This is a genomic window from Streptomyces sp. NPDC005262 (assembly GCF_042872425.1).
Lineage (GTDB): Bacteria > Actinomycetota > Actinomycetes > Streptomycetales > Streptomycetaceae > Streptomyces.
The window spans coordinates 211,293-231,238 of the sequence record NZ_JBIAKK010000007.1 but is presented as its reverse complement, the minus strand read 5'-3'; the positions used below and the strand labels follow the sequence as shown (position 1 = coordinate 231,238).

The 19,946-nt window shown below is 69.7% G+C and carries 19 protein-coding genes; 11 read left to right on the top strand and 8 right to left on the bottom strand.

Annotated features, from left to right (window positions below; genetic code table 11):
• Positions 1-9: 9 nt before the first annotated feature.
• Positions 10-1,191: a low temperature requirement protein A gene (locus ACFYP5_RS19995; protein WP_389037913.1), complete on the bottom strand. Its 1,182-nt coding sequence runs from the start codon at positions 1,189-1,191 to the stop codon at positions 10-12.
• A 198-nt stretch (positions 1,192-1,389) separates the two neighbouring features.
• On the opposite strand from ACFYP5_RS19995, the gene ACFYP5_RS19990 reads away from it, so the two are divergent.
• The 6 genes from ACFYP5_RS19990 to ACFYP5_RS19965 are packed head-to-tail and all read left to right on the top strand — an operon-like array spanning position 1,390 to position 6,793.
• On the top strand, positions 1,390-2,526 hold the full coding sequence (locus tag ACFYP5_RS19990; protein ID WP_389037550.1) for an MFS transporter: 1,137 nt from the start codon (positions 1,390-1,392) through the stop codon (positions 2,524-2,526).
• A complete protein-coding gene (locus ACFYP5_RS19985; RefSeq protein ID WP_389037547.1) occupies positions 2,523-4,832 on the top strand; it encodes a molybdopterin oxidoreductase family protein in 2,310 nt (769 codons plus the stop codon). The genes ACFYP5_RS19990 and ACFYP5_RS19985 overlap by 4 nt, the downstream gene beginning before the upstream one ends.
• A gap of 7 nt (positions 4,833-4,839) precedes the next feature.
• Positions 4,840-5,442 (top strand): 4Fe-4S dicluster domain-containing protein, encoded by a 603-nt coding sequence (locus ACFYP5_RS19980; RefSeq protein ID WP_389037544.1) that lies wholly within the window; start codon positions 4,840-4,842, stop codon positions 5,440-5,442.
• Positions 5,439-6,161 (top strand): ubiquinol-cytochrome c reductase iron-sulfur subunit, encoded by a 723-nt coding sequence (locus ACFYP5_RS19975; protein ID WP_389037541.1) that lies wholly within the window; start codon positions 5,439-5,441, stop codon positions 6,159-6,161. The genes ACFYP5_RS19980 and ACFYP5_RS19975 overlap by 4 nt, the downstream gene beginning before the upstream one ends.
• On the top strand, positions 6,158-6,544 hold the full coding sequence (locus tag ACFYP5_RS19970) for a hypothetical protein (protein ID WP_389037538.1): 387 nt from the start codon (positions 6,158-6,160) through the stop codon (positions 6,542-6,544). The genes ACFYP5_RS19975 and ACFYP5_RS19970 overlap by 4 nt, the downstream gene beginning before the upstream one ends.
• Before the next feature lie 21 nt (positions 6,545-6,565).
• Positions 6,566-6,793 carry a hypothetical protein gene (locus ACFYP5_RS19965; RefSeq protein WP_030976735.1) on the top strand — a complete coding sequence of 76 codons (228 nt, stop codon included), beginning with the start codon at positions 6,566-6,568 and terminating at the stop codon, positions 6,791-6,793.
• A 1-nt stretch (position 6,794) separates the two neighbouring features.
• On the opposite strand, the gene ACFYP5_RS19960 is transcribed toward ACFYP5_RS19965, so the two are convergent.
• From ACFYP5_RS19960 to ACFYP5_RS19935, 6 genes are all read right to left on the bottom strand, one after another.
• On the bottom strand, positions 6,795-7,307 hold the full coding sequence (locus ACFYP5_RS19960) for an MscL family protein (RefSeq protein ID WP_389037535.1): 513 nt from the start codon (positions 7,305-7,307) through the stop codon (positions 6,795-6,797).
• Positions 7,308-7,448: 141 nt separating this feature from the next.
• Positions 7,449-7,856: an RcpC/CpaB family pilus assembly protein gene (locus ACFYP5_RS19955; protein WP_389037533.1), complete on the bottom strand. Its 408-nt coding sequence runs from the start codon at positions 7,854-7,856 to the stop codon at positions 7,449-7,451.
• Between the two features lie 473 nt (positions 7,857-8,329).
• A complete protein-coding gene (locus ACFYP5_RS19950; RefSeq protein WP_030926660.1) occupies positions 8,330-9,163 on the bottom strand; it encodes an S-methyl-5'-thioadenosine phosphorylase in 834 nt (277 codons plus the stop codon).
• Between the two features lie 94 nt (positions 9,164-9,257).
• A complete protein-coding gene (locus ACFYP5_RS19945) occupies positions 9,258-9,605 on the bottom strand; it encodes an FmdB family zinc ribbon protein (protein ID WP_389037530.1) in 348 nt (115 codons plus the stop codon).
• Positions 9,606-9,671: 66 nt separating this feature from the next.
• Positions 9,672-10,955: an MFS transporter gene (locus ACFYP5_RS19940; protein ID WP_389037527.1), complete on the bottom strand. Its 1,284-nt coding sequence runs from the start codon at positions 10,953-10,955 to the stop codon at positions 9,672-9,674.
• Between the two features lie 311 nt (positions 10,956-11,266).
• Complete coding sequence (locus tag ACFYP5_RS19935; protein ID WP_389037910.1) at positions 11,267-12,769, bottom strand: potassium/proton antiporter; 1,503 nt, start codon at positions 12,767-12,769, stop codon at positions 11,267-11,269.
• 243 nt (positions 12,770-13,012) lie between these two features.
• Here ACFYP5_RS19935 and ACFYP5_RS19930 point away from each other — a divergent pair, with 243 nt between their 5' ends.
• Positions 13,013-15,766, top strand: a complete 2,754-nt coding sequence (locus tag ACFYP5_RS19930) for a penicillin acylase family protein (RefSeq protein WP_389037525.1) — start codon at positions 13,013-13,015, stop codon at positions 15,764-15,766.
• 51 nt (positions 15,767-15,817) lie between these two features.
• Here ACFYP5_RS19930 and ACFYP5_RS19925 read toward each other — a convergent pair whose 3' ends face one another.
• Positions 15,818-16,399 carry a 5-formyltetrahydrofolate cyclo-ligase gene (locus ACFYP5_RS19925; protein ID WP_389037522.1) on the bottom strand — a complete coding sequence of 194 codons (582 nt, stop codon included), beginning with the start codon at positions 16,397-16,399 and terminating at the stop codon, positions 15,818-15,820.
• Between the two features lie 106 nt (positions 16,400-16,505).
• On the opposite strand from ACFYP5_RS19925, the gene galU reads away from it, so the two are divergent.
• The 4 genes from galU (at position 16,506) to ACFYP5_RS19905 (ending at position 19,934) form a co-directional block, all read left to right on the top strand.
• A complete protein-coding gene (galU, locus tag ACFYP5_RS19920; protein ID WP_030976749.1) occupies positions 16,506-17,408 on the top strand; it encodes a UTP--glucose-1-phosphate uridylyltransferase GalU in 903 nt (300 codons plus the stop codon).
• Between the two features lie 3 nt (positions 17,409-17,411).
• On the top strand, positions 17,412-18,722 hold the full coding sequence (glp, locus tag ACFYP5_RS19915) for a gephyrin-like molybdotransferase Glp (RefSeq protein ID WP_389037519.1): 1,311 nt from the start codon (positions 17,412-17,414) through the stop codon (positions 18,720-18,722).
• Positions 18,723-18,846: 124 nt separating this feature from the next.
• Positions 18,847-19,347, top strand: a complete 501-nt coding sequence (moaC, locus tag ACFYP5_RS19910; RefSeq protein WP_389037516.1) for a cyclic pyranopterin monophosphate synthase MoaC — start codon at positions 18,847-18,849, stop codon at positions 19,345-19,347.
• Positions 19,344-19,934, top strand: coding sequence for a molybdenum cofactor biosynthesis protein B (locus ACFYP5_RS19905; RefSeq protein WP_389037513.1), 591 nt, complete (start codon positions 19,344-19,346; stop codon positions 19,932-19,934). Before moaC ends, ACFYP5_RS19905 begins: the two co-directional genes overlap by 4 nt.
• Positions 19,935-19,946: the final 12 nt, after the last annotated feature.

The following is a 19,946-nucleotide window of genomic DNA, read 5'->3' as shown; positions in this document are numbered from 1 at the left end:
GTGTGCTCCTCACGCGTGGGTCGGCGGAACGGAGGTGGAAACCCGTCCGCCCGGTGCCGGGCGCCGCGACAGTGCCACTCCGGCCGCCACGGTCGCGGCTGCCACCAGGCCGGCCGCGAAGACTGCGTACTCCCCGGCGAACGTACAGGCCAGGATGGCCACCGCGGCCAGGGGGAGGGGCAGTTGCTCCGCGAGGTCGCGCTTGAAATGGCGGGCGTGCAGCACCCAGACCGTGAGCAGGAAGATTGCCGACGGGACGGTCACGGCGGCCGAGGCGGCGGCCGTCGACAGATGGGCCTTTCCGGTGGCCTCCTCCACCGCGACCTCGATGCCCGCACCGATCGCGGCGGCCGAGCCGAAGATCACGTAGTGGCCGTATCCCCAGACGAACGCCTGCCTGCTGCCACGGAGATAGTCGTGGATCGGCACGGCGAAGTAGATCCACCAGGCGGCGAAGACGATCAGCAGTCCGCCCGCGGCGACCGGCAGCAGTTCGCCGAGCGCGTCGTGCTCGTCGACCGACTCCTGGACGGCGACCGTTGCCGCGGCGATCGTCTCGCCGAGCACGATGATGGTGAACAGGCCGTACCGTTCGCCGATGTGATGCGGATGCCAGCTCGTCCTGCGGTCGCGCTCGGCGACGGCTGGAACCGACAGCTCGCACAGGGCGAGCACCAGGTAGACCGCGGTACGGGTGCCGTCCATGCCGGCGGGCACGAACAGCATGCCGATCCAGCCCAGTTGGGCCAGGACGACCCCGATGGCGTACCGCTGCGCGACCCTGCGTTCCGGGCCCTCGGAACAGTGGGCCACCCGCAGCCACTGGCTGGTGAGCGCGAGCCGCATCACCACGTAGCCGATGACGCCGAGCGTCCAGTCCCCGTCGTCGAAGGCGCGCGGCACCCCGGCGGCGAAGATGAGCACACCGGTGATCTGGACGAACGTGACCAGGCGGTAGAGCGTGTCGTCGGTGTCGTACGCGGAGGCGAACCAGGAGAAGTTCACCCAGGCCCACCAGATCCCGAAGAACACGGCCAGATAGCCGGCGATCCCGGTGCCGGGATGCCCCTCGGCGACGGCGTGCACGAGGCGACCGCCCGCCTGGGCGACGGCGACGACGAAGCACAGGTCGAAGAAGAGTTCCAGCGGGGTCGAGGTGCGGTGCTTCTCGGTGCGGCTGCGGGCGGTCATCCGGGGCATGGGGCCCAGCACAGCAGACCATTCCGGTGGTCGGTGCCGGGACGCGCAGATCGTACGGGGAAAGCGTCCCGCGTCAGGTCCCGCGCCGCGGACCGTCGCGCGTCCGGGCTTCGTGCCGCTGGGTGACGCGCTCACTCAGCCGGACGTCAAATCAGGACCAACCGTCCCATCCAGCCCTACGGTGGGCCGGTGACCGAGCCCCCAGACGCCGCAGACGAAGGCCCAACCGCAGTCGCCGCGCCGAACCCGGCCGTGGCCACGCCTGTACCGCCCGCACCCGGCAGCGCCCGCACCGCGGTCCTCCGTTCCGTCACCTCCCGTGCCACCGCGGTCGGAGTCATCGTCTCCGTCCTGCTGATCCTCGCGATCGTGTTCGGCAGCCGGCTTCTGGAGAACTTCGACTCCGCCCTCCTCCCGTATGCGGTCGCCACGGTCTTCCTCGCCTTCGGTGTCGCCTACCGCTACACGGTCTGGGTCTCCGCGCCCGGGGCACGCCGCCTGTTCAAGCAGGGCTGGCGGAGCTTCTTCTCCATGGCCAACTTCCGCAAAGGCCCTACCGCTCTGCCGAGGATGATCGCCACCTATCTGGGCTTCCAGAAGTTCCTCGGCGCCCGCTCGCACGCCCGCTGGGCCGCCCACCAGCTGATCTTCTGGGGCTGCATCCTCGCCTCCCTGATCACCTTCCCGCTGACCTGGGGCTGGTTCACCTTCACCTCCGGCACCGGCTCGGGTCCCGGCTACGAGATGCGCATCTGGGGCTTCAAGATCATCAGCTTCGATTCGCTGAACGTCCTCGGCTGGCTGATGTTCCACGGCCTGGACATCGCCGCCGTGCTTGTCATCCCCGGTGCGTCCTACTTCCTCTGGCGCCGCATGAAGGACCGCGGCGCCATCACCGGCCAGCGCTTCGGCTACGACCTGGTGCCGCTGATCGCCCTGATCGTCATCTCGGTGACCGGTCTGCTGCTCACCTTCTCGTCGATCTTCCTGCACGGCGGGGGATACGAATTCCTGGGGATCCTCCACATGGTGTCGGTGGTTTTCACCCTCATCTACATCCCGTTCGGCAAGTTCTTCCATATCGTCCAGCGCCCGGCCGCGGTCGGTATGCAGCTGTTCAAGTACACCGGCCGACAGGAACTGGAGATCTTCAGCTGCCGTCGCTGTGAGGAACCCATCGACACCGGGCCGTACGTCCAGAACCTCCGCGGCACCATGCGCGATCTCAGCCTCGACTTCGACGAATGGGCCGAATACTGCCCGCGCTGCAAGCGGGTGCTGCGCGGCAGCGCCTATCTCTCCCATGTGAAGAAGGGTTTCAAGTGACTGCCGACCCGGGCCCGGTCGTCCCGCTCGACCCCTCCCTCGCACCACCGGGCACCCGGGCCTTCCGGGACGCCGGCGGCATCCCGGCCGACCGGTGGCACGCCGATCAGGACGGCGAGACGCTCGTCCCCACCCACTGCTGCTTCTGCGGCGTCCAGTGCGGGATGTATCTGCGCGTCGACCGCGGCGGCAAGGTCTTCGGCGTCGAACCCCGTAACCACGACATCAACCGGATGCGGCTCTGCCCCAAGGGCATCAATGCGTATCAGCAGGTCAATCACCCCGACCGGCTCACCGCTCCATTGATGCGCCGCTCCCGCGACGAGGAGTTCCGCGAGGTCTCCTGGGACGAGGCGCTCGACTTCACGGTCTCCGAGATCGAACGCATCCAACAGGCCCACGGCAACGACGCCTTCGGGCTCCTCGGCGGTGCCAGCCTGTTCTCCGAGAAGACGTATCTCGTCGGCAAGTTCGCCCGGGTCGCCCTCAAGTCCCGGCATGTCGACTACAACGGCCGGCTCTGCATGGTCAGCGCCGCGGGTGCCAACAAGCTCGCCTTCGGCATCGACCGGGCGGGCAACCCCTTCTCCGACTGCCTGCTCACCGACTGCCTGCTGATCGCGGGCTCCAACGTCGGCGAATGCTTCCCCGTGATGACCCAGTACGTGTGGGGAGCCCGGGACCGCGGCGCCAGCCTGATCGTCGTCGACCCGCGCGAGACCGCGATCGCCCGCACCGCCGACATCCATGTCGCCCTCAAGCCGGGCACCGACTCGGCCTTCTTCACCTCCGTCCTGAACGTGGTCATCGAGGAGGGCCTCACCGACGAGGCGTATCTCGCCGCCCACGCCACCGGCTGGGACGAGGTCAAGGCCAAGGCCGCCGAATACCCACCGTCCCGCGCCGCAGAGATCTGCGGCATCCCCGCCGAACAGGTCGTCCAGGTCGCGCGCACCTTCGCCCGCGCCCCCAAGGCCATGGCCTGGCACGCCCGCGGTATCGAGCACCACTCGCAGGGTGTCGAGAACTGCCTCGCCGTGATCAACCTCTGCGCCGCGACCGGCCACATCGGCAAGCCCGGCGCCGGCTACGGCACCATCACCGGCCAGGGCAACGGGCAGGGCGGCCGCGAGCACGGCCAGAAGGCCGACCTCCTTCCCGGCGGCCGCTCGATCATGAACGAGGAGCACCGTCGGCAGATCTGCGAGATCTGGGGCATCGAGGAGTCCGAACTCCCGCCCGCCGGCACCTCGATGATGGAAATGGTCTGGCAGATGCAGCGCCGCGAGATCCGCGGCCTGATCGGCATCTGCAACAACCCCTTCGTCTCCCTGCCCAATTACCGGGTGGTCAAGGAGGGGTACGACGCCACCGAATTCCATGCCCAATTCGACTTCTTCCTTTCCGAGACCGCTGCCAACGCACATGTCGTCTTTCCCGTCACCACCTGGGCCGAGGACGAAGGGGTGATGGCCAACGCCGAGGCCCGCGTGGTCAAGCACAACAAGGCCCAGGAGGCACCCCCCGGGGTACGGACCGACACCTGGGTGATGTGCGAACTCGCCCGGCGGCTCGGCGCGGGCGACAAATTCGCGTTCGCCGACTCGCGCGCGGTCTTTGACGAGTTGCGGATCGCCTCCGCCGGAACCGTCAACGACTACTACGGCATCACCTACGAACGGCTGGAGGAGACCGGCGGCATCGCCTGGCCCTGCCCCTCCACCGACCACCCCGGTACCCCCCGGCTGTTCGAGGACGGCAGGACCTACCACCCCGACGGCAAGATCCATCTGCAGGTCGTCGACTGGCACCTGCCGATGGACCCGTACGACGACGAGTACCCCATGTCGCTCACCACCGGCCGTACCGTCGCCCACTTCCTCTCCGGCAACCAGACCCGTCGGCTGGGCGCTCTCGTCGAACAGACCCCGCGCCCCTGGGCCGAGGTCCACCCCTCCCACGGCTTCCGCAACGGCGAACCGGTCCGCGTCATCAGCCGGCGCGGCAGCGAGGTCTTTCCCGCCCTCGTCACCGAGGCGATCCGCCCCGACACCGTCTTCATCCCGTACCACTGGCCGATCCCCACCGCCGCCAACGCCCTCACCATCGACGCCCTCGACCCCCGCTCCAAGATCCCCGAGTACAAGGTGTGCGCCTGTCGCATCGAGCACGCGGAAAAGATCGACGAGGTCCCCGCACCTCCCGTCGCACCCGGCCAGGTCGCTTACCCGGAGGCCCAGGTCTCCCGTACCGACCCGTTGCCGCCCACGGCCCCGCAAGGCCGTGGCACCTCGGAGAGGAGCTGAGGCCCGCATGATGGGCAGAACGATCTTCATCGACCCGGGGCGCTGCATCGGCTGCCAGGCATGTGTCTCCGCCTGCCGGGAATGCGACTCGCACCGCGGCAAGTCGATGATCCACCTCGATTACACCGACGAGGGTCACTCCGTCGCCTCCCTTCCCACGGTCTGTATGCACTGCGAGGACCCGGTCGCCCCATGTGCCGAGGTCTGCCCCGCCGACGCGATCCTGGTCACCGCCGACGGTGTGGTGCAGCAGGCCGACACCACCCGCTGCATCGGCTGCGCCAACTGCGTCAACGCCTGCCCCTTCGGCGTCCCGAAGATCGACCTTCAGGCGAAGCTGCAGATGAAGTGCAACCTCTGCTACGACCGCACCGCCTACGGTCTCGCTCCCATGTGTGCCACCGTCTGCCCGACCGGGGCGCTGTTCTACGGAACGTTCGAGGAGCTTCAGGCAGAGCGGCCCGGCGTCCAGATCGCCGACACCTTCACCTTCGGCGAGACCGAGGTCCGCACCGGCGTGGCCATGGTCGTCCCCGCCGACAAGGTCCGGTGGCCGGTCCCCGGCGGTCTTCCCGTCGTCGAGATCAACGGGAAGGACGTCCGCCGATGAGCGTCACCGAACAGCCGCCGACCGGGGACCGGAGCCCCCACGGGGACGCGCGCAGGGCCCTGCACGACCGGATCGCCGCCGACTCCCTCACCACCCGGCGCGACTACCTCCGGATCGTCGCCACCGTCTCCGGCGGACTCGCCGTCGGCGGCCTCGGCGTGGCCGGCGGCATGCTCCCGCGCCACGGGGACACCGGGGACGCCAAAGCCCCCGAACCGAGGAAGATCACCGCTCAACTCCCGCCCGGCGAGGCCATCGCCTTCAGTTACCCCGAGGAGGACGACAAGGCGGTCGCCGTACGTCTGGACGACGGCACCCTCGTCGGCTACTCGGCGATCTGCACCCATCTCGCCTGCGCGGTGCTCTGGCGCAAGGACCGCGGTCCGGAGGGGGAGCTCTACTGCCCCTGCCACGAGGGCATCTTCGATGTGCGCACCGGGGAAGTCACCGCCGGACCGCCGCCCCGGCCCCTGCCCAAGGTGGCGCTCACCGAGCAGGCCGACGGCAGCGTCTGGGCCATCGGCACCACCCGTTCCGGCGAGAGCATCGAGCACGGTCTGTGCCGCCAGATCAGCGAGGAACGGCCGGACCTCGCCTCGCGGATCGGCTGCCCCGCGGTCCGGGACGGCGGTGCGGAGGCACCTCCCGCGCATGCTCCCGGTGCGAAAGCTCCCCGTGCCGGGGCAACCGGAGCCGAGACCCCCGGCAGGCGGACATGACCGACGCCCGGCACCCCGCCGACCCGGAGCGCCCGGCCTACCCGGAGTACCACCCGGGCAGCGCCAGGCCGGAGCTGAACCGACCCGTCCGCGAGCGCTATCCGCAGATCCGCTCCACCAGCGGCTACGGGGACCCCCGGGTCCGCCGCACCGGTCCGGGCCCGGGAGCGGGCACCGACCAGGAACCCGAGCGCTCCTCGAAACTGACGGCCCGGCTGACACTCGCCATGACCGTCGTCATCGGCCAGCTCTGGGGACTGACCGTCGTCGTCGACGAATGGATGGAGGGCAACACCGGAACGGCCTGGTGGGGTGCGGGCTTCCTCTGCCTGTCGTTCCTCGTCGTCCTGGGCCTCTGGATGCTCGACCCGAAGGATCGCTGACCGCCGCCGTACCCTGGTGGTATGAGCACCGCCCCCACCCCCGGACCGCGCGATTCGAAACCGACGCAGCCGACGAACCCGACACAGCCGGAACAGAGGAAGCCCAAGCCGGCTCTGATCTTCGACGATCCGCTGGACCAGCAGTCCGCGGACGATACGGACCGAGCGTGGGGCGAGCGGGCTCCGGCCGGCGGCAGCGCCGCCGACCTCGCGCGCTTCCTCGACGAGAAGCCCCCCCACCACGTCTGAGTTACTCGTCGTGGCCGCGGTCCGGTTCCTGGCCGCGGCCCTCGCTCGCCGGACCGCTGCGCTGCGAGACGAGAACGTCGCGGATCTCCTTCAGCACCTCCAGCTCGCTCACCTCCAGCGTCTCCTGCACGCCGTCCTTGGCAGCCTGCATCGCCGCTCGCCTGGCCAGGTACTTGGCCATCGGCAGCACCATCAGGAAGTAGACGACGGCCGCCGTGATCACGAAGCTGAGCGTGGCGCTGAGCACCGAGCCCCACAGGATCCGGATGCCCTCGGCCGCCTCGCCCGTCTTCGGGTCCGTGACACAGGGGCCCTTGAGGCAGGAGCTGTAGCTCCCCAGATCCTTGGTGCCGAAGGCACCGACGAGCGGATCGATGACGCCTTTGACGAACGCGTTCACGATGTTCGTGAACGCGGCGCCGATGACGACCGCGATCGCCAGGTCGATCACATTGCCGCGCAACAGGAAGACCTTGAAGCCTTCCAACAGACTGACCTTTTTCTTCTCGCTCACGAGTGAGCCTTCCTCCGCATGCGCCACAGGGGGAGCGAACTGTTTCGCAACCTACGGCAGCACGAGGCAAAACCACCCGATCCGCGCCTTCTGACTGGCGACTTGACGGCTCATCAGTGCGGATGATCCGGTGTGTACGGCTCAGCACAGCGTCACCGCCAGCCGGGCCGAGATCCCGGCGCCGGCCAGCGACGCCGCCGTGCTCCGGGGCACGGACAGCACGATCAGTGCGCCACCCTCCGCGGCCCCTTCGGCAGAACCATCGGCCGCCGTCTGCGGCAACGCCGCCACCCGGGCCCCCTTCGCCACCACCCTGGCGTCCGCCCCGGAGCCCTCGCCCGCGATCACATCGACGCGGTCACCCGGTCGCAACAGCCGTACCGTCGCCGCATCCGCGATCCGGACCGGCGCCGACACCAGTTGAACCGGTCGTCGCTCCCCTTCCGGCGCCGAGCCTCCCGTGAGGTCGGCCGCCCTGCTGCCACCGTCACCAGCGGTCAGCCCTGCCGCGGCCAGCGCCGCAGCTGTCAGCGCCAGTCCGGCCGCCATCGCGCGGCGCTGTCGCCACACCGCCCGCCGTAACCGACGCCCACCGCCCCCGCGCACCCGCAGCGGCGCGAATGCGGGCACCCCGCAGGGCGGCGGCGCCGACACCGGCGGGCCGGGGACTGCCGGACGCACATCGGACGAGGACATCGTCGGAGAAACGGGCGGGAACATGGCCGACACCACCTGCCGTGAGGAGTGAGGAGCGCGAAGTCCGGCGTTCGGACGAACACCGACGCCCCTCACGATCCACCGTCCGCGAGATTCCCGCCGAGCCCTGTGGACAGCGCACACGCTGTGGACAAGTCGGTCACCCACCCGCGCCCCACCCGTCCCGCAGTGCCGCGATCGGAGCCAGGCCGGAACCAAGATCAGGCCCGAGCCGGAACCAGGCCGGAGTCGAACCAGGCGGGAACCAGCGCCAGGCCCGAGCCAAGATCAGGCCCGAGCCGAGTACCAATCCGCGGCCGCACGCCTTACGGCAGCTCGATCCCCGTCTCGATCCCGTCCAGCGCACGCGCACAGGAACAGCTGCGCTCCCCTTCCGCAGGCAGCGCCGTCACCGCGTCGAACAGCACCGCCCGCAGCCGGTCCACATTGGCCGCGAACACCTTCAGTACGTCCCCATGAGAGACGCCCTCGCCCGCTTCGGCACCCGCGTCCAGGTCCGTCACCAGCGTCATCGTCGTGTAGCAGAGCCCCAGTTCACGGGCGAGCACGGCCTCCGGATGCCCGGTCATGCCGACCACCGACCAGCCCATCGCCGCGTGCCAGCGCGATTCGGCCCGGGTCGAGAAGCGCGGCCCCTCGACGACCACCAGCGTTCCGCCGTCCACCGGCTCCCAGCCCTTGGCACGGGCCGAGGCCAGTGCGACCTTGCGCCCCTCGGGGCAGTACGGGTCGGCGAAGCCCAGATGCACCACGTTCGACGCCACGCCGTCCGCACGGGTCTCCCCGTCGTAATACGTCTGCGTGCGGGCCTTGGTGCGGTCCACCATCTGGTCCGGTACGAGCAGCGTCCCCGGCCCGTACTCCGGACGCAGCCCGCCGACCGCACACGGGCCGAGCACCTGACGTACGCCCACGGACCGCAGCGCCCACAGGTTGGCGCGGTAGTTGATGCGGTGCGGCGGCACATGGTGGCCGCGACCGTGGCGGGGGAGGAAAGCGACCCGGCGGCCGCCGATCTCACCGAGGAAGACGGAATCGCTCGGCTGTCCGTACGGGGTGTCCACGCGAACCTCGGTGACGTCCTCCAGGAAGGAGTACAAGCCCGAGCCGCCGATGACACCGATCTCTGCGTTCACCATGCGATCACACTAGCGGGGCCGTAAATGCCGAGGACCCCCGCCGATCGGATCGGCAGGGGCCCTCGGGACGAAGTGTGAAGCTGCGTAACTCGGCTCAGGCGGCCGACGTCCCGCTCGACGACGACGCGGAGGACGACGACGAGGAAGAGGAAGCGGCGGAGGACGAAGACGCGGACGACTTCGAGTCCGAACCCGTCGAGGAAGTCGACGAAGCGGAACCGGATGCCTTCGCGGACGCCGAGGCCGGCGTGCTGCTCGACGAGGAGCCGCGGCTGTCGTTCCGGTAGAAGCCGGAACCCTTGAAGACAATGCCGACCGCCGAGAACACCTTCTTCAGGCGTCCCTCGCAGTTCGGGCACACGGTCAGAGCGTCATCGGTGAACTTCTGCACCGCCTCGAGGCCCTCGCCACACTCGGTGCACTGGTACTGATAGGTCGGCACTTGCTCCTCCTGGCACTCTGACTCTGTGAGTGCTAACGACGCTCCATACTGACGTATTCCGCTGGATCAGTCCACCGTGAGCGGCTCTCGGTGACCGACACCACGTGCCACGGTCCGTCCCGGAGCCCTCGGTGTCAGCCGCGAACGCAGCGTCACCAGGGTCACGAGCGCCAGTACGGTCCCCACCAGCGGGACCACGAACCCGGTGCTCGCGCCGTGGGCGTCCGCCAGCCGCCCGGCCACCGTCACCGCCGCGGCCTGTCCGAGCGCGACGGCGCCCGTCAGCCAGGTGAACGCCTCGGTCCGCGCGGACGCCGGGACCAGCGCCTCGACGAGCGTGTATCCGCTGATCAGCGCGGGCGCGATGGAGAGTCCGACGAGCAGGCCGAGTCCGGCCAGCAGCGGCACGGAGTGCACGGCCCACAGCCCGGACGCGGTCAGGGTCAGCGCCGCGTATCCGGCGATCAGCCTGCGCCGCGGCCCGCTCTTCCAGGCGACGGCACCGCAGGCGATCCCGGCCAGCATGTTGCCGGCCGCGAAGATCCCGTACAGCAGGCCGTTCGCACCGGGCCGGCCGATCTCCTCGGCGAACGCGGTCAGCGAGACCTGCATGCCGCCGAAGACGGCGCCGATCCCGAGGAACGCCACCGCGAGCACGCGTACGCCCGGTACGGACAGGGCGGAGGCGTGCCGTTCGGAGGCGTCGGACGTGGTGGCGCGGACCACGGGCTGTGTACGGCGCTGCGCCGCGAAGAGCAGGCCGCCCATCAGTGTCAGTGCGGCCTCCGCGATCAGTCCGGCCGCCGGATGCACCCCGGTGCACAGGGCGGTGGTCAGGACCGGTCCGATGACGAAGGTGAACTCGTCCGTCACCGACTCGAAGGCGGCGGCGGTCGACATCAGGGGTGAGGCCTTCCGGCCCGGTGCCGCGCCCAGCAGGGCCGCCCAGCGGGCCCGCACCATCGGGCCGATCTGCGGGACGGAGGCGCCCGTCGGCACTGCGGCAAGGAACAGCAGCCAGAGCGGTGCGTCCTTCAGCGCGAGTGCCGTCAGCGCCGATACGGACGCCGCGTGCGCGAGGACTCCCGGCAGCAGTACGGCGCGCTGGCCGATGCGGTCGGCCAGCCTGCCGCTCTGCGGGGCGAACAGCGCCATGGAGACGCCGGTGACAGCGGCGACGGCGCCCGCGCTGCCGTACGAGCCGGTGGTGTGCTGCACCAGCAGGACGATGCCGATGGTCAGCATCGCGAAGGGCTGCCGTGCGGCGAAGCCCGGAAGGAGGAAGGTCCACGCACCGGGGGTGCGCAGCAGTTGCCCGTAACCGGGGCGGTCGGAGACCGTGGACGCCACGGTCCATGCCTTTCTGCCGCCTGGTAGCCATGCTTCCGTCGCCGGTCCGCACCTGTGGGTGCCGGTCCCGGACGGGAGCTGCCGAGAGCTGTCCTCTTCGCGCGGAACTGCGGTAGATGCCGGGCGCTCGCAGCAGAGGCGGAGGACGCCACGACCGCCATACGGTCGCGCCAGCTCTGCGTCAGGCAGAGTTGGTCGATCCGGTGTTGACCGGATCTATCGATCTTTGTCGATCACGTTTCCTTCATGCTACAGGGCAGAATCCGGTGCCTGCCTGCGATTGAGGGCAGGCACGCCCTTGTCGCCTCGGATCAGGGGTGCGTCCTGGTCCTGCCGGTTCCACCGGTGCCGCCGTCGGTCCCCAGCCACCCGGCCAGCTTGCCGCCTTCGCCGACCGCCCGCAGTCGGGCCTCTGCCGTGTCGCGCACCGGATCGGTCGCGACGACCAGCAGTTCGTCGCCCCGCCGCAGCATGGTCGACGGTCCGGGCACGAAGCTCTTCCCCTCCCGTACGACGAGGGTGACGGCCGCTCCGGGGGGCAGCCGCAGTTCGGCGATCTCCACGCCGTGCATCTTCGACTTGCCGGGGATCGCCACCGACAGGAGATGCCCGCGCAGCCGCTCCAGCGGGGCCGACTCGATGCCCAGGTCGGTGGCTTCGGAGGGGTCCTCGGCGATCTTCAGGGCCTTGGCCAGCCAGGGCAGGGTCGGCCCCTGGATCAGCGTGTAGACGACCACGAGCACGAAGACGATGTTGAAGACGTGGGTGGAGCCCTCGACCCCGGACACCATGGGAATGGTCGCCAGGATGATGGGGACGGCGCCGCGCAGCCCCGCCCACGACATGAAGGCCTTCTCCCGCCACGCCATCCGGAACGGGATCAGGGAGATGAAGACCTCCAGCGGGCGCGCCACCACGGTCAGGACCAGACCCACGATGATCGCGGGCCAGAAGTCGTCGAACAGGTCGTGGGGGGCGACCAGCAGCCCGAGCAGGACGAACATGCCGATCTGGGCCAGCCAGCCGAGCCCGTCGGCGAAGCCGCGGGTGGCGGGCCAGTGCGGCAGCTTGGCGTTGCCGAGGATCATCGCGGCCAGATAGACGGCGAGGAAGCCACTGCCGTGGACCAGGGCGCCGGCCGCGTACGCGGACACGGCGATCGCCATCACCGCGATCGGGTAGAGACCGGACGCGGGCAGTGCCACATGACGCAGTCCGAACGAACCGAGCCAGCCGACGGCGATGCCGACGGCCGCGCCGATCACCAGTTCCAGGGCGATCTCGCCGACCAGCACGTACCAGCTGTCCACCGGTCCCCTGGTCGAGAAGGCCACCACCAGGATCACCACGGGGGCGTCGTTGAAGCCGGACTCGGCCTCCAGCACGCCGGTGATCCGGGCAGGCAGCGGCACCTTGCGCAGAACGGAGAAGACCGCGGCGGCGTCCGTCGACGAGACGACCGCACCGATGATCAGCGCCTGCCGCCAGTCCAGGCCGACCAGGTAGTGCGCCCCTGCCGCGGTGACGCTCACGCTCACCGCGACGCCGACGACCGACAGCATCGCGGCGGCGGGCAGGGCCGGCTTGATCTCTTTCCACTTGGTGCCGAGGCCGCCCTCGGCCAGGATCACGACAAGGGCGGCATAGCCGAACACCTGGGTCAGTTCGGCGTTGTCGAACTTGATGTGGAGGATCCCGTCCTGCCCGATGGCGATCCCGATGCCGAGATACAGGAGCAGGCTGGGCAGCCCGCTGCGGGACGAGATGCGTACCGCCGCGACGGCGACGAGCAGGACGAGTGAGCAGACGAGCAGGAGTTCGTTGAGCGCGTGGACAGTCAGTGGCCGTTCCTTCCCTGCGTACGCCTGCCGAATGGCTCTCCGGCGGCCGGTACTTCGTTACCTTACCTAATCTTTAACGCTTTCTTGACGCGTTCGAGTGCTCATGTGATCGCACCTCGATCCGATCGATCCCGATACCGCGTCGGACCCGCCTCGGTGCTGCGCCTATGGTTGCTCCTGCACTCCCAGGACCACCCTGCCCCTCGAAGGACAGCGATGCCCGCCAACACAACCGCCTCTTCCGGCTCTTCCGGTTCTGCCGGTGCGAAGACCGGCAAGAAGAAGGGGCGACGCGCCCGCCTGATCGTGATCGCCCTGGTGCTGGCGCTTGTCGCGGGTATCGGTTACGGCGCGTACTGGTCCGTAGCGACCGTGCGTGCCTCGTACCCGCAGACGAGCGGGTCGGTCAAGATCGACGGTCTCTCCGCCAACGTCGACGTCAAGCGCGACAGCTATGGAATTCCGCAGATCTACGCGGACTCCGACACCGACCTGTTCCGCGCCCAGGGCTTCGTACAGGCTCAGGACCGCTTCTGGGAGATGGACGTCCGCCGTCATATGACGGCCGGCCGGCTCTCCGAGATGTTCGGCTCCGGGCAGGTCGACACGGACGCCTTCCTGCGGACACTGGGCTGGCGCAAGATCGCGCAGGAGGAGTACGACACCGTCCTGTCCGCGGACACCAAAAAGAACCTCCAGGCGTATGCGGACGGGGTGAACGCCTACCTCAACGGGCGCGACGGCAAGAACGTCTCCGTCGAGTACGCCGCGCTCGGCCTCACCAACGACTACAAGCCGACCAAGTGGACACCGGTCGACTCGGTGGCCTGGCTGAAGGCGATGGCCTGGGACCTGCGCGGCAACATGCAGGACGAGATCGACCGCTCGCTGATGACCAGCAGGCTCAGCAAGGAGCAGATCGAGGACCTGTACCCCGCCTACCCGTACGACAAGCACCGGCCGATTGTCGACCAGGGTGCGATCTCGTCGGTCACCGGCGCGTTCGACCAGGCCGCGACATCGTCCACCGGCATCGGCGCGAGCACCGTGCAGGGCGCCACCGAGGGCCTGAACACGCAGCTCTCCTCGCTCTCCGACACCCTCGACGAGATCCCGGCGCTGCTCGGCCCGAACGGCAACGGCATCGGATCCAACTCCTGGGTCGTCTCCGGTGCCTACACGACCACCGGCAAGCCGCTGCTCGCCAACGACCCGCACCTGGCGCCGCAGCTGCCGTCGCTCTGGTACCAGATGGGGCTGCACTGCCGGCAGCTCTCGGCGACCTGCCGGTACGACACCGCCGGATACACCTTCTCCGGCATGCCAGGCGTGATAATCGGTCACAACCAGGACATCGCGTGGGGCTTCACCAACCTCGGCGCGGACGTCACCGACCTCTTCCTGGAGAAGGTCTCCGGCGAGGGCTACCTGTACGACGGCAAGGTGAAGCCCTTCGTCACCCGCAAGGAGACCATCAAGGTTGCGGGTGGCGAGAGCCGGCACATCACCGTGCGCGAGACGAACAACGGTCCGCTGGTCTCCGACCGCAGTGGCGAGCTGGGGAAGGTCGGCCAGAAGGCTCCGGTCACCAACGCCGCGCCGGACCGCGGCGACGGTTACGCCGTCGCCCTGAAGTGGACCGCGCTGGAACCGGGTCACTCCATGGACGCCGTCTTCGAGCTCGACCGCGCCAAGGACTTCAAGACCTTCCGGGCCGCCGCCGAGCACTTCGAGGTCCCCTCGCAGAACCTCATCTACGCCGACACCAAGGGCAACATCGGCTATCAGGCCCCGGGGAAGATCCCGGTGCGCAAGGCGGGCAACGGCACGATGCCGAGCCCCGGCTGGGCGTCGTCGTACGGCTGGGAGAAGAACCCGGTCCCGTTCGACAAGCTGCCGTGGGAGTACAACCCGAAGCGCGGCTACATCGTCACCGCCAACCAGGCCGTCATCGACGAGAAGAAGTACCCCTACCTGCTCACCAAGGACTGGGGCTACGGCACCCGCAGCCAGCGGATCAACGACCTCATCGAGTCGAAGATCAAGGGCGGCGGGAAGATCTCGACCGACGACATGCAGAAGATGCAGATGGACAACACCAGCGAGATCGCCGCGCTGCTGGTGCCCGAGCTGATGAAGATCAACGTTTCCGACAAGAGCGTCCGTGAGGCACAGAAGCTCCTGGAGGGCTGGGACTACACCCAGGAGCCCGACTCCGCGGCCGCCGCCTACTTCAACGCGGTCTGGCGCAACATCCTCAGGCTGGCCTTCGGCGACAAGCTGCCCAAGGAGCTGCGGGTCAAGGGCGAGTGCCTCACCGTCCTCCCGGCCGACAGCACGGGCCCGGTCGACGAGCAGGACAAGCCGGTGCGCGAATGCGGCCAGCGCGACACGGACACGGCGCAGCCGGACGGCGGCGACCGCTGGTACCAGGTGGTCGCCAACCTCATGGACGACGAGAACAACGGCTGGTGGCAGTCGCCGAAGAACCGCAAGGACAAGGCGACCGAGACCCGCGACGAACTCTTCGGCCGGGCCATGAAGGACGCCCGCTGGGAGCTGACCGCCAAGCTCGGCAAGGACATCTCCACCTGGAGCTGGGGCCGGCTGCACCAGCTGACCCTGAAGAACCAGACCCTCGGCACCGAAGGCCCCGATGTGCTCCAGCGGGCTCTCAACCGCGGCCCGTGGAACCTCGGCGGCGGTGAGGCCGCGGTCAACGCCTCAGGCTGGAACGCGGCGGGCGGCTACGAGGTCATCTGGGTCCCGTCGATGCGGATGATCGTCAACGTGGGGGACTGGGACAAGTCCCGCTGGATCAACCTCACCGGCGCGTCCGGGCACGCGTTCAGCGCGCACTACACCGACCAGACCGACAAGTGGGTCAACGGCGAACTGCTCGACTGGTCCTTCGGGACGAATGCGGTGGCGAACGCGACGAAGGACACGTTGACGCTCAAGCCGTCCTGACGCTGGAGCCGTCCTGGGAGGACGGCGGGCCCGGGGTGGTTCCGGCCGGGCTCAGACGGTGAAGCGCCGCGCTCCGGCCGGCGTCACCACGGCGTCCACGGGGTGGTCGTGCGGTTCCACCGGAACCTGCGCGACCACCTCGTTGTCGTAGAGCAGGACGACCAGCGCCGGATGTGCCCCGGCCCCCGCGAGCCGGGCCAGCACCCGGTCGTACGAACCTCCGCCGCGGCCGAGCCGCATCCCGCGCCCGTCCACCGCGAGGCCCGGCAGCAGGACCACGTCCGCGCCCAGGACGGCGTCCGGCCCGAGCCGCGGACCGTCCGGCTCCAGCAGCCCGCGGGCGGCCGCCACGAGGCCGTCGCCACCCTCGTACGCGGCCCAGTCCAGATCGTTGTCCGGGAGGAGCACCGGCAGCAGCACCCGCACCCCCCGCGCGCGCAGCGCATCCAGCAGTGCGCGGGTGCCCGGCTCGCTCCCCACCGAGACATAGGCGGCGACGGTACGGGCCTCGGCCAGCTCCGGAAGACTTACTGCACCGCGGGACAGAACCATCGCGGCGTTGTCCACGTCTTCCCTGCTCAGGAGGGATCGCGCGGCAAGCAGGTCCCGCCGCAGGGGGGCCTTTCGGGGCATGTCGGTGTTCAACGGGCACCTGTGAATCTCTTGTATGTGCATATGTGAGTACAAAGTTAACCGGACGCTCATCTTCCGCCCACGGGCACCGGATATGGTTGCGCGCATGACTCAGTCGCACCCCAGGATCAGCAAGGCCGTCATTCCGGCCGCAGGGCTTGGTACTCGCTTTCTGCCGGCCACCAAAGCCACTCCCAAAGAGATGCTGCCTGTCGTCGACAAGCCCGCGATCCAGTACGTCGTCGAAGAAGCGGTGGCGGCCGGCCTCTCCGACGTACTCATGATCACAGGCCGCAACAAGCGCCCCCTCGAGGACCACTTCGACCGCAACTACGAACTGGAGTCCGCGCTCACCCGCAAGGGAGACGCCGACCGGCTCCGGAAGGTCCAGGAGTCGAGTGACCTCGCCACCATGCACTACGTCCGCCAGGGCGACCCGCGCGGCCTCGGCCACGCCGTGCTGTGCGCCGCACCGCACGTCGGCGACCAGCCGTTCGCGGTTCTCCTCGGTGACGACCTGATCGACCCGCGCGACCCGCTGCTCGCCCGCATGGTCGAGGTCCAGGAGCGCGAGGGCGGCAGCGTCGTCGCGCTGATGGAGGTCGAGCCGGAGCAGATCCATCTGTACGGCTGCGCGGCCGTCGAAGCCACCACGGACGGCGATGTCGTCAGGGTCTCCGGCCTGGTCGAGAAGCCCGATCCGGCGGACGCGCCCAGCAACCTCGCCATCATCGGCCGCTATGTCCTCGACCCCGCCGTCTTCGACATACTGCGCAGGACCGAGCCGGGCCGCGGCGGCGAGATCCAGCTCACCGACGCCCTGCAGCTGCTCGCCGAGGACGAGAAGATCGGCGGCCCCGTGCACGGTGTCGTCTTCAAGGGCCGCCGCTACGACACCGGTGACCGGAGCGACTACCTCCGCGCCATTGTCAGACTCGCGTGCGAGCGTGAGGACCTGGGCCCGGACTTCCGGAGCTGGCTCCGCAGTTTCGTCACCGAGGAGATGTAGCACTTGAGCAGCCCGATCTGGTCCGTGGACGAGCACCTGGAGGACATCCTCGCCGCGGTACGGCCGCTCGAAGCCATCGAGCTCCAACTGCCCGAGGCCCAGGGCTGCGTCCTCGTCGAGGACGTCATGGTGGAGATCGCCCTGCCGCCCTTCGACAACAGCTCGATGGACGGTTACGCGGTCCGCACCGCCGATCTCGAGGGCGCCAGTGAGGAGTTCCCCGCGGTACTCACGGTCATCGGTGACGTCGCGGCGGGCAGCGACGGGCTCTCCGGCGACCAGACCGTCGGCCCCGGCGAGGCCGCCCGCATCATGACCGGCGCCCCGCTGCCGGCGGGTGCGGAGGCCGTCGTGCCGGTCGAGTGGACCGACGGCGGTACGGGCGGCGGCCCGGCGGACACCATGCGCGCGCACAGCCACGCCCCGCAGGACGCGGGCGGCGAGGTCCGTGTCCACCGCCCCGTCGAGGCCCGCGCCCACGTCCGGGCCCGCGGCAGCGATGTGCAGCCCGGCGATCTGGCCCTGCGGGCCGGTTCGGTCATCGGGCCGCCGCAGATCGGGCTGCTCGCCGCGATCGGCCGCTCCACCGTGAAAGTGCGGCCCCGGCCGCGTGTCGTGGTCATCTCCACCGGCAGCGAGCTGGTGCAACCCGGCGAGGAACTGACCGGCGGCCAGATCTACGACTCGAACAGCTTCGCGCTGACTGCTGCCGCGCGCGACGCGGGAGCCATCTCCTACCGGGTCGGCGCCGTCACCGACGACGCCGACATGCTCCGCGCCACGATCGAGGACCAGCTGATCCGTGCCGACATCGTCGTCACCACGGGCGGCGTCAGCGTCGGCGCGTACGACGTGGTCAAGGAGGCCCTGTCCGCCGTCGGCGACGCGGACGAGCCGGGCAGCGGCATCGAGTTCCGCAAGCTCGCCATGCAGCCGGGCAAGCCGCAGGGCTTCGGCTCGATCGGCCCCGAACACACCCCGCTGCTGGCTCTGCCGGGCAACCCCGTCTCGTCGTACGTTTCGTTCGAGCTGTTCGTGCGGCCCGCGATCCGCACACTGATGGGCCTGAAAGACGTGACCCGCCCGACGGTCCGCGCCACGCTGAAGACCGACAGCGCACTCAGCTCGCCGTCCGGCAAGCGCCAGTTCCTGCGCGGCACGTACGACGCCGAGGAGGGCACCGTCACCCCCCTCGGCGGCTCCGGATCGCATCTGATCGCCGCCCTCGCCCAGGCGGACGCGCTGATCGTGCTGCCCGAGGACGTCACCTCCGCGGAGCCCGGCACGGTCACCGAGGTGATCCTGCTCCGCTGAACGCGCCCCGGTGGCGGTACGGTGTCTGCCCCTGTGCCTTACCGGGGGACACCCCCCGGACCCCCGACCGCACTCCGGTGCGGGCCGAGCGGGCAACCGGCGCCCTACCGCTAGGCGGAGTCCAGTGAGTACGCAGAACAGGCTGACGCACCTCGACGAGGCGGGCGCGGCCCGGATGGTCGACGTGTCCGAGAAGGACGTCACCGCGCGCGTCGCCCGCGCCAGCGGCCGGGTCCTCGTCTCGCCGCGCGTCGTCGAACTGCTCCGTGGCGAGGGAGTTCCCAAGGGCGACGCCCTCGCCACCGCCCGTATCGCCGGGATCATGGGCGCCAAGCGCACTCCCGAGCTGATCCCGCTCTGTCACCCGCTCGCCGTCTCCGGCGTGAAGGTCGACCTGAGCGTCGCCGACGACGCGGTGGAGATCCTCGCCACGGTGAAGACCACGGACCGCACCGGCGTGGAGATGGAGGCTCTGACGGCCGTCTCGGTCGCCGCACTCACCGTGATCGACATGATCAAGGCAGTCGACAAGAGCGCGGTCATCACGGACGTCCGGGTCGAGTCGAAGTCCGGTGGCAAGTCCGGCGAATACCGGCGTTCCGTGCCGAAGGGAGCGGACGCATGACGGCGCCCGAGGCTGCGGCGCCGGGCGGCGAGCATGCGGGGTCGCTCCCGGAGCCGCACGCACAGGGCGCGACCCTCGACGGTGCGTCGCCCGCCCCCCGTACCGCGCTCGTCGTGACCGCGTCGAACCGCGCCTCGGCCGGTGTCTACGCCGATCGGGGCGGTCCTCTGATCGTCGAGGCGCTCGCCGGGCTCGGCTTCACCGTCGACGGGCCGCAGGTCGTCCCCGACGGCGACCCCGTCGAGCAGGCCCTGCGGGCCGGGGTCGCCGCCGCGTACGACGTCATCGTCACCACCGGCGGTACCGGCATCTCACCGACCGACCGCACCCCCGAAGCCACCCGCCGCGTCGTCGACCACGAGATCCCCGGCATCCCCGAGGCGATCCGTGCCGAGGGCCGCGACAAGGTCCCCACGGCCGCGCTCTCCCGCGGCCTCGCCGGAGTAGCCGTCCGCACCCTCATCGTGAACCTGCCGGGCTCCACCGGCGGGGTGCGCGACGGCCTCGCCGTCCTCGAACGACTTCTGGTGCACGCCGTCGATCAGCTCCGCGGCGGCGACCACCCCCGACCCGGGAGCCCGAGCTGAACGTCCCGACCT

Excerpts from the sequence above, each read along its gene's own strand:
- ACFYP5_RS19930 (WP_389037525.1), top strand. The coding sequence starts at position 13,013 with ATGCCCGCCAACACAACCGCCTCTTCCGGCTCTTCCGGTTCTGCCGGT.
- ACFYP5_RS19950 (WP_030926660.1), bottom strand. The coding sequence starts at position 9,163 with ATGGTGAACGCAGAGATCGGTGTCATCGGCGGCTCGGGCTTGTACTCC.
- ACFYP5_RS19905 (WP_389037513.1), top strand. The coding sequence starts at position 19,344 with ATGACGGCGCCCGAGGCTGCGGCGCCGGGCGGCGAGCATGCGGGGTCG.
- ACFYP5_RS19955 (WP_389037533.1), bottom strand. The coding sequence starts at position 7,856 with ATGGCGGCCGGACTGGCGCTGACAGCTGCGGCGCTGGCCGCGGCAGGG.
- ACFYP5_RS19980 (WP_389037544.1), top strand. The coding sequence starts at position 4,840 with ATGATGGGCAGAACGATCTTCATCGACCCGGGGCGCTGCATCGGCTGC.
- ACFYP5_RS19975 (WP_389037541.1), top strand. The coding sequence starts at position 5,439 with ATGAGCGTCACCGAACAGCCGCCGACCGGGGACCGGAGCCCCCACGGG.
- ACFYP5_RS19970 (WP_389037538.1), top strand. The coding sequence starts at position 6,158 with ATGACCGACGCCCGGCACCCCGCCGACCCGGAGCGCCCGGCCTACCCG.
- ACFYP5_RS19995 (WP_389037913.1), bottom strand. The coding sequence starts at position 1,191 with ATGACCGCCCGCAGCCGCACCGAGAAGCACCGCACCTCGACCCCGCTG.
- ACFYP5_RS19925 (WP_389037522.1), bottom strand. The coding sequence starts at position 16,399 with ATGCCCCGAAAGGCCCCCCTGCGGCGGGACCTGCTTGCCGCGCGATCC.
- ACFYP5_RS19965 (WP_030976735.1), top strand. The coding sequence starts at position 6,566 with ATGAGCACCGCCCCCACCCCCGGACCGCGCGATTCGAAACCGACGCAG.
- galU (WP_030976749.1), top strand. The coding sequence starts at position 16,506 with ATGACTCAGTCGCACCCCAGGATCAGCAAGGCCGTCATTCCGGCCGCA.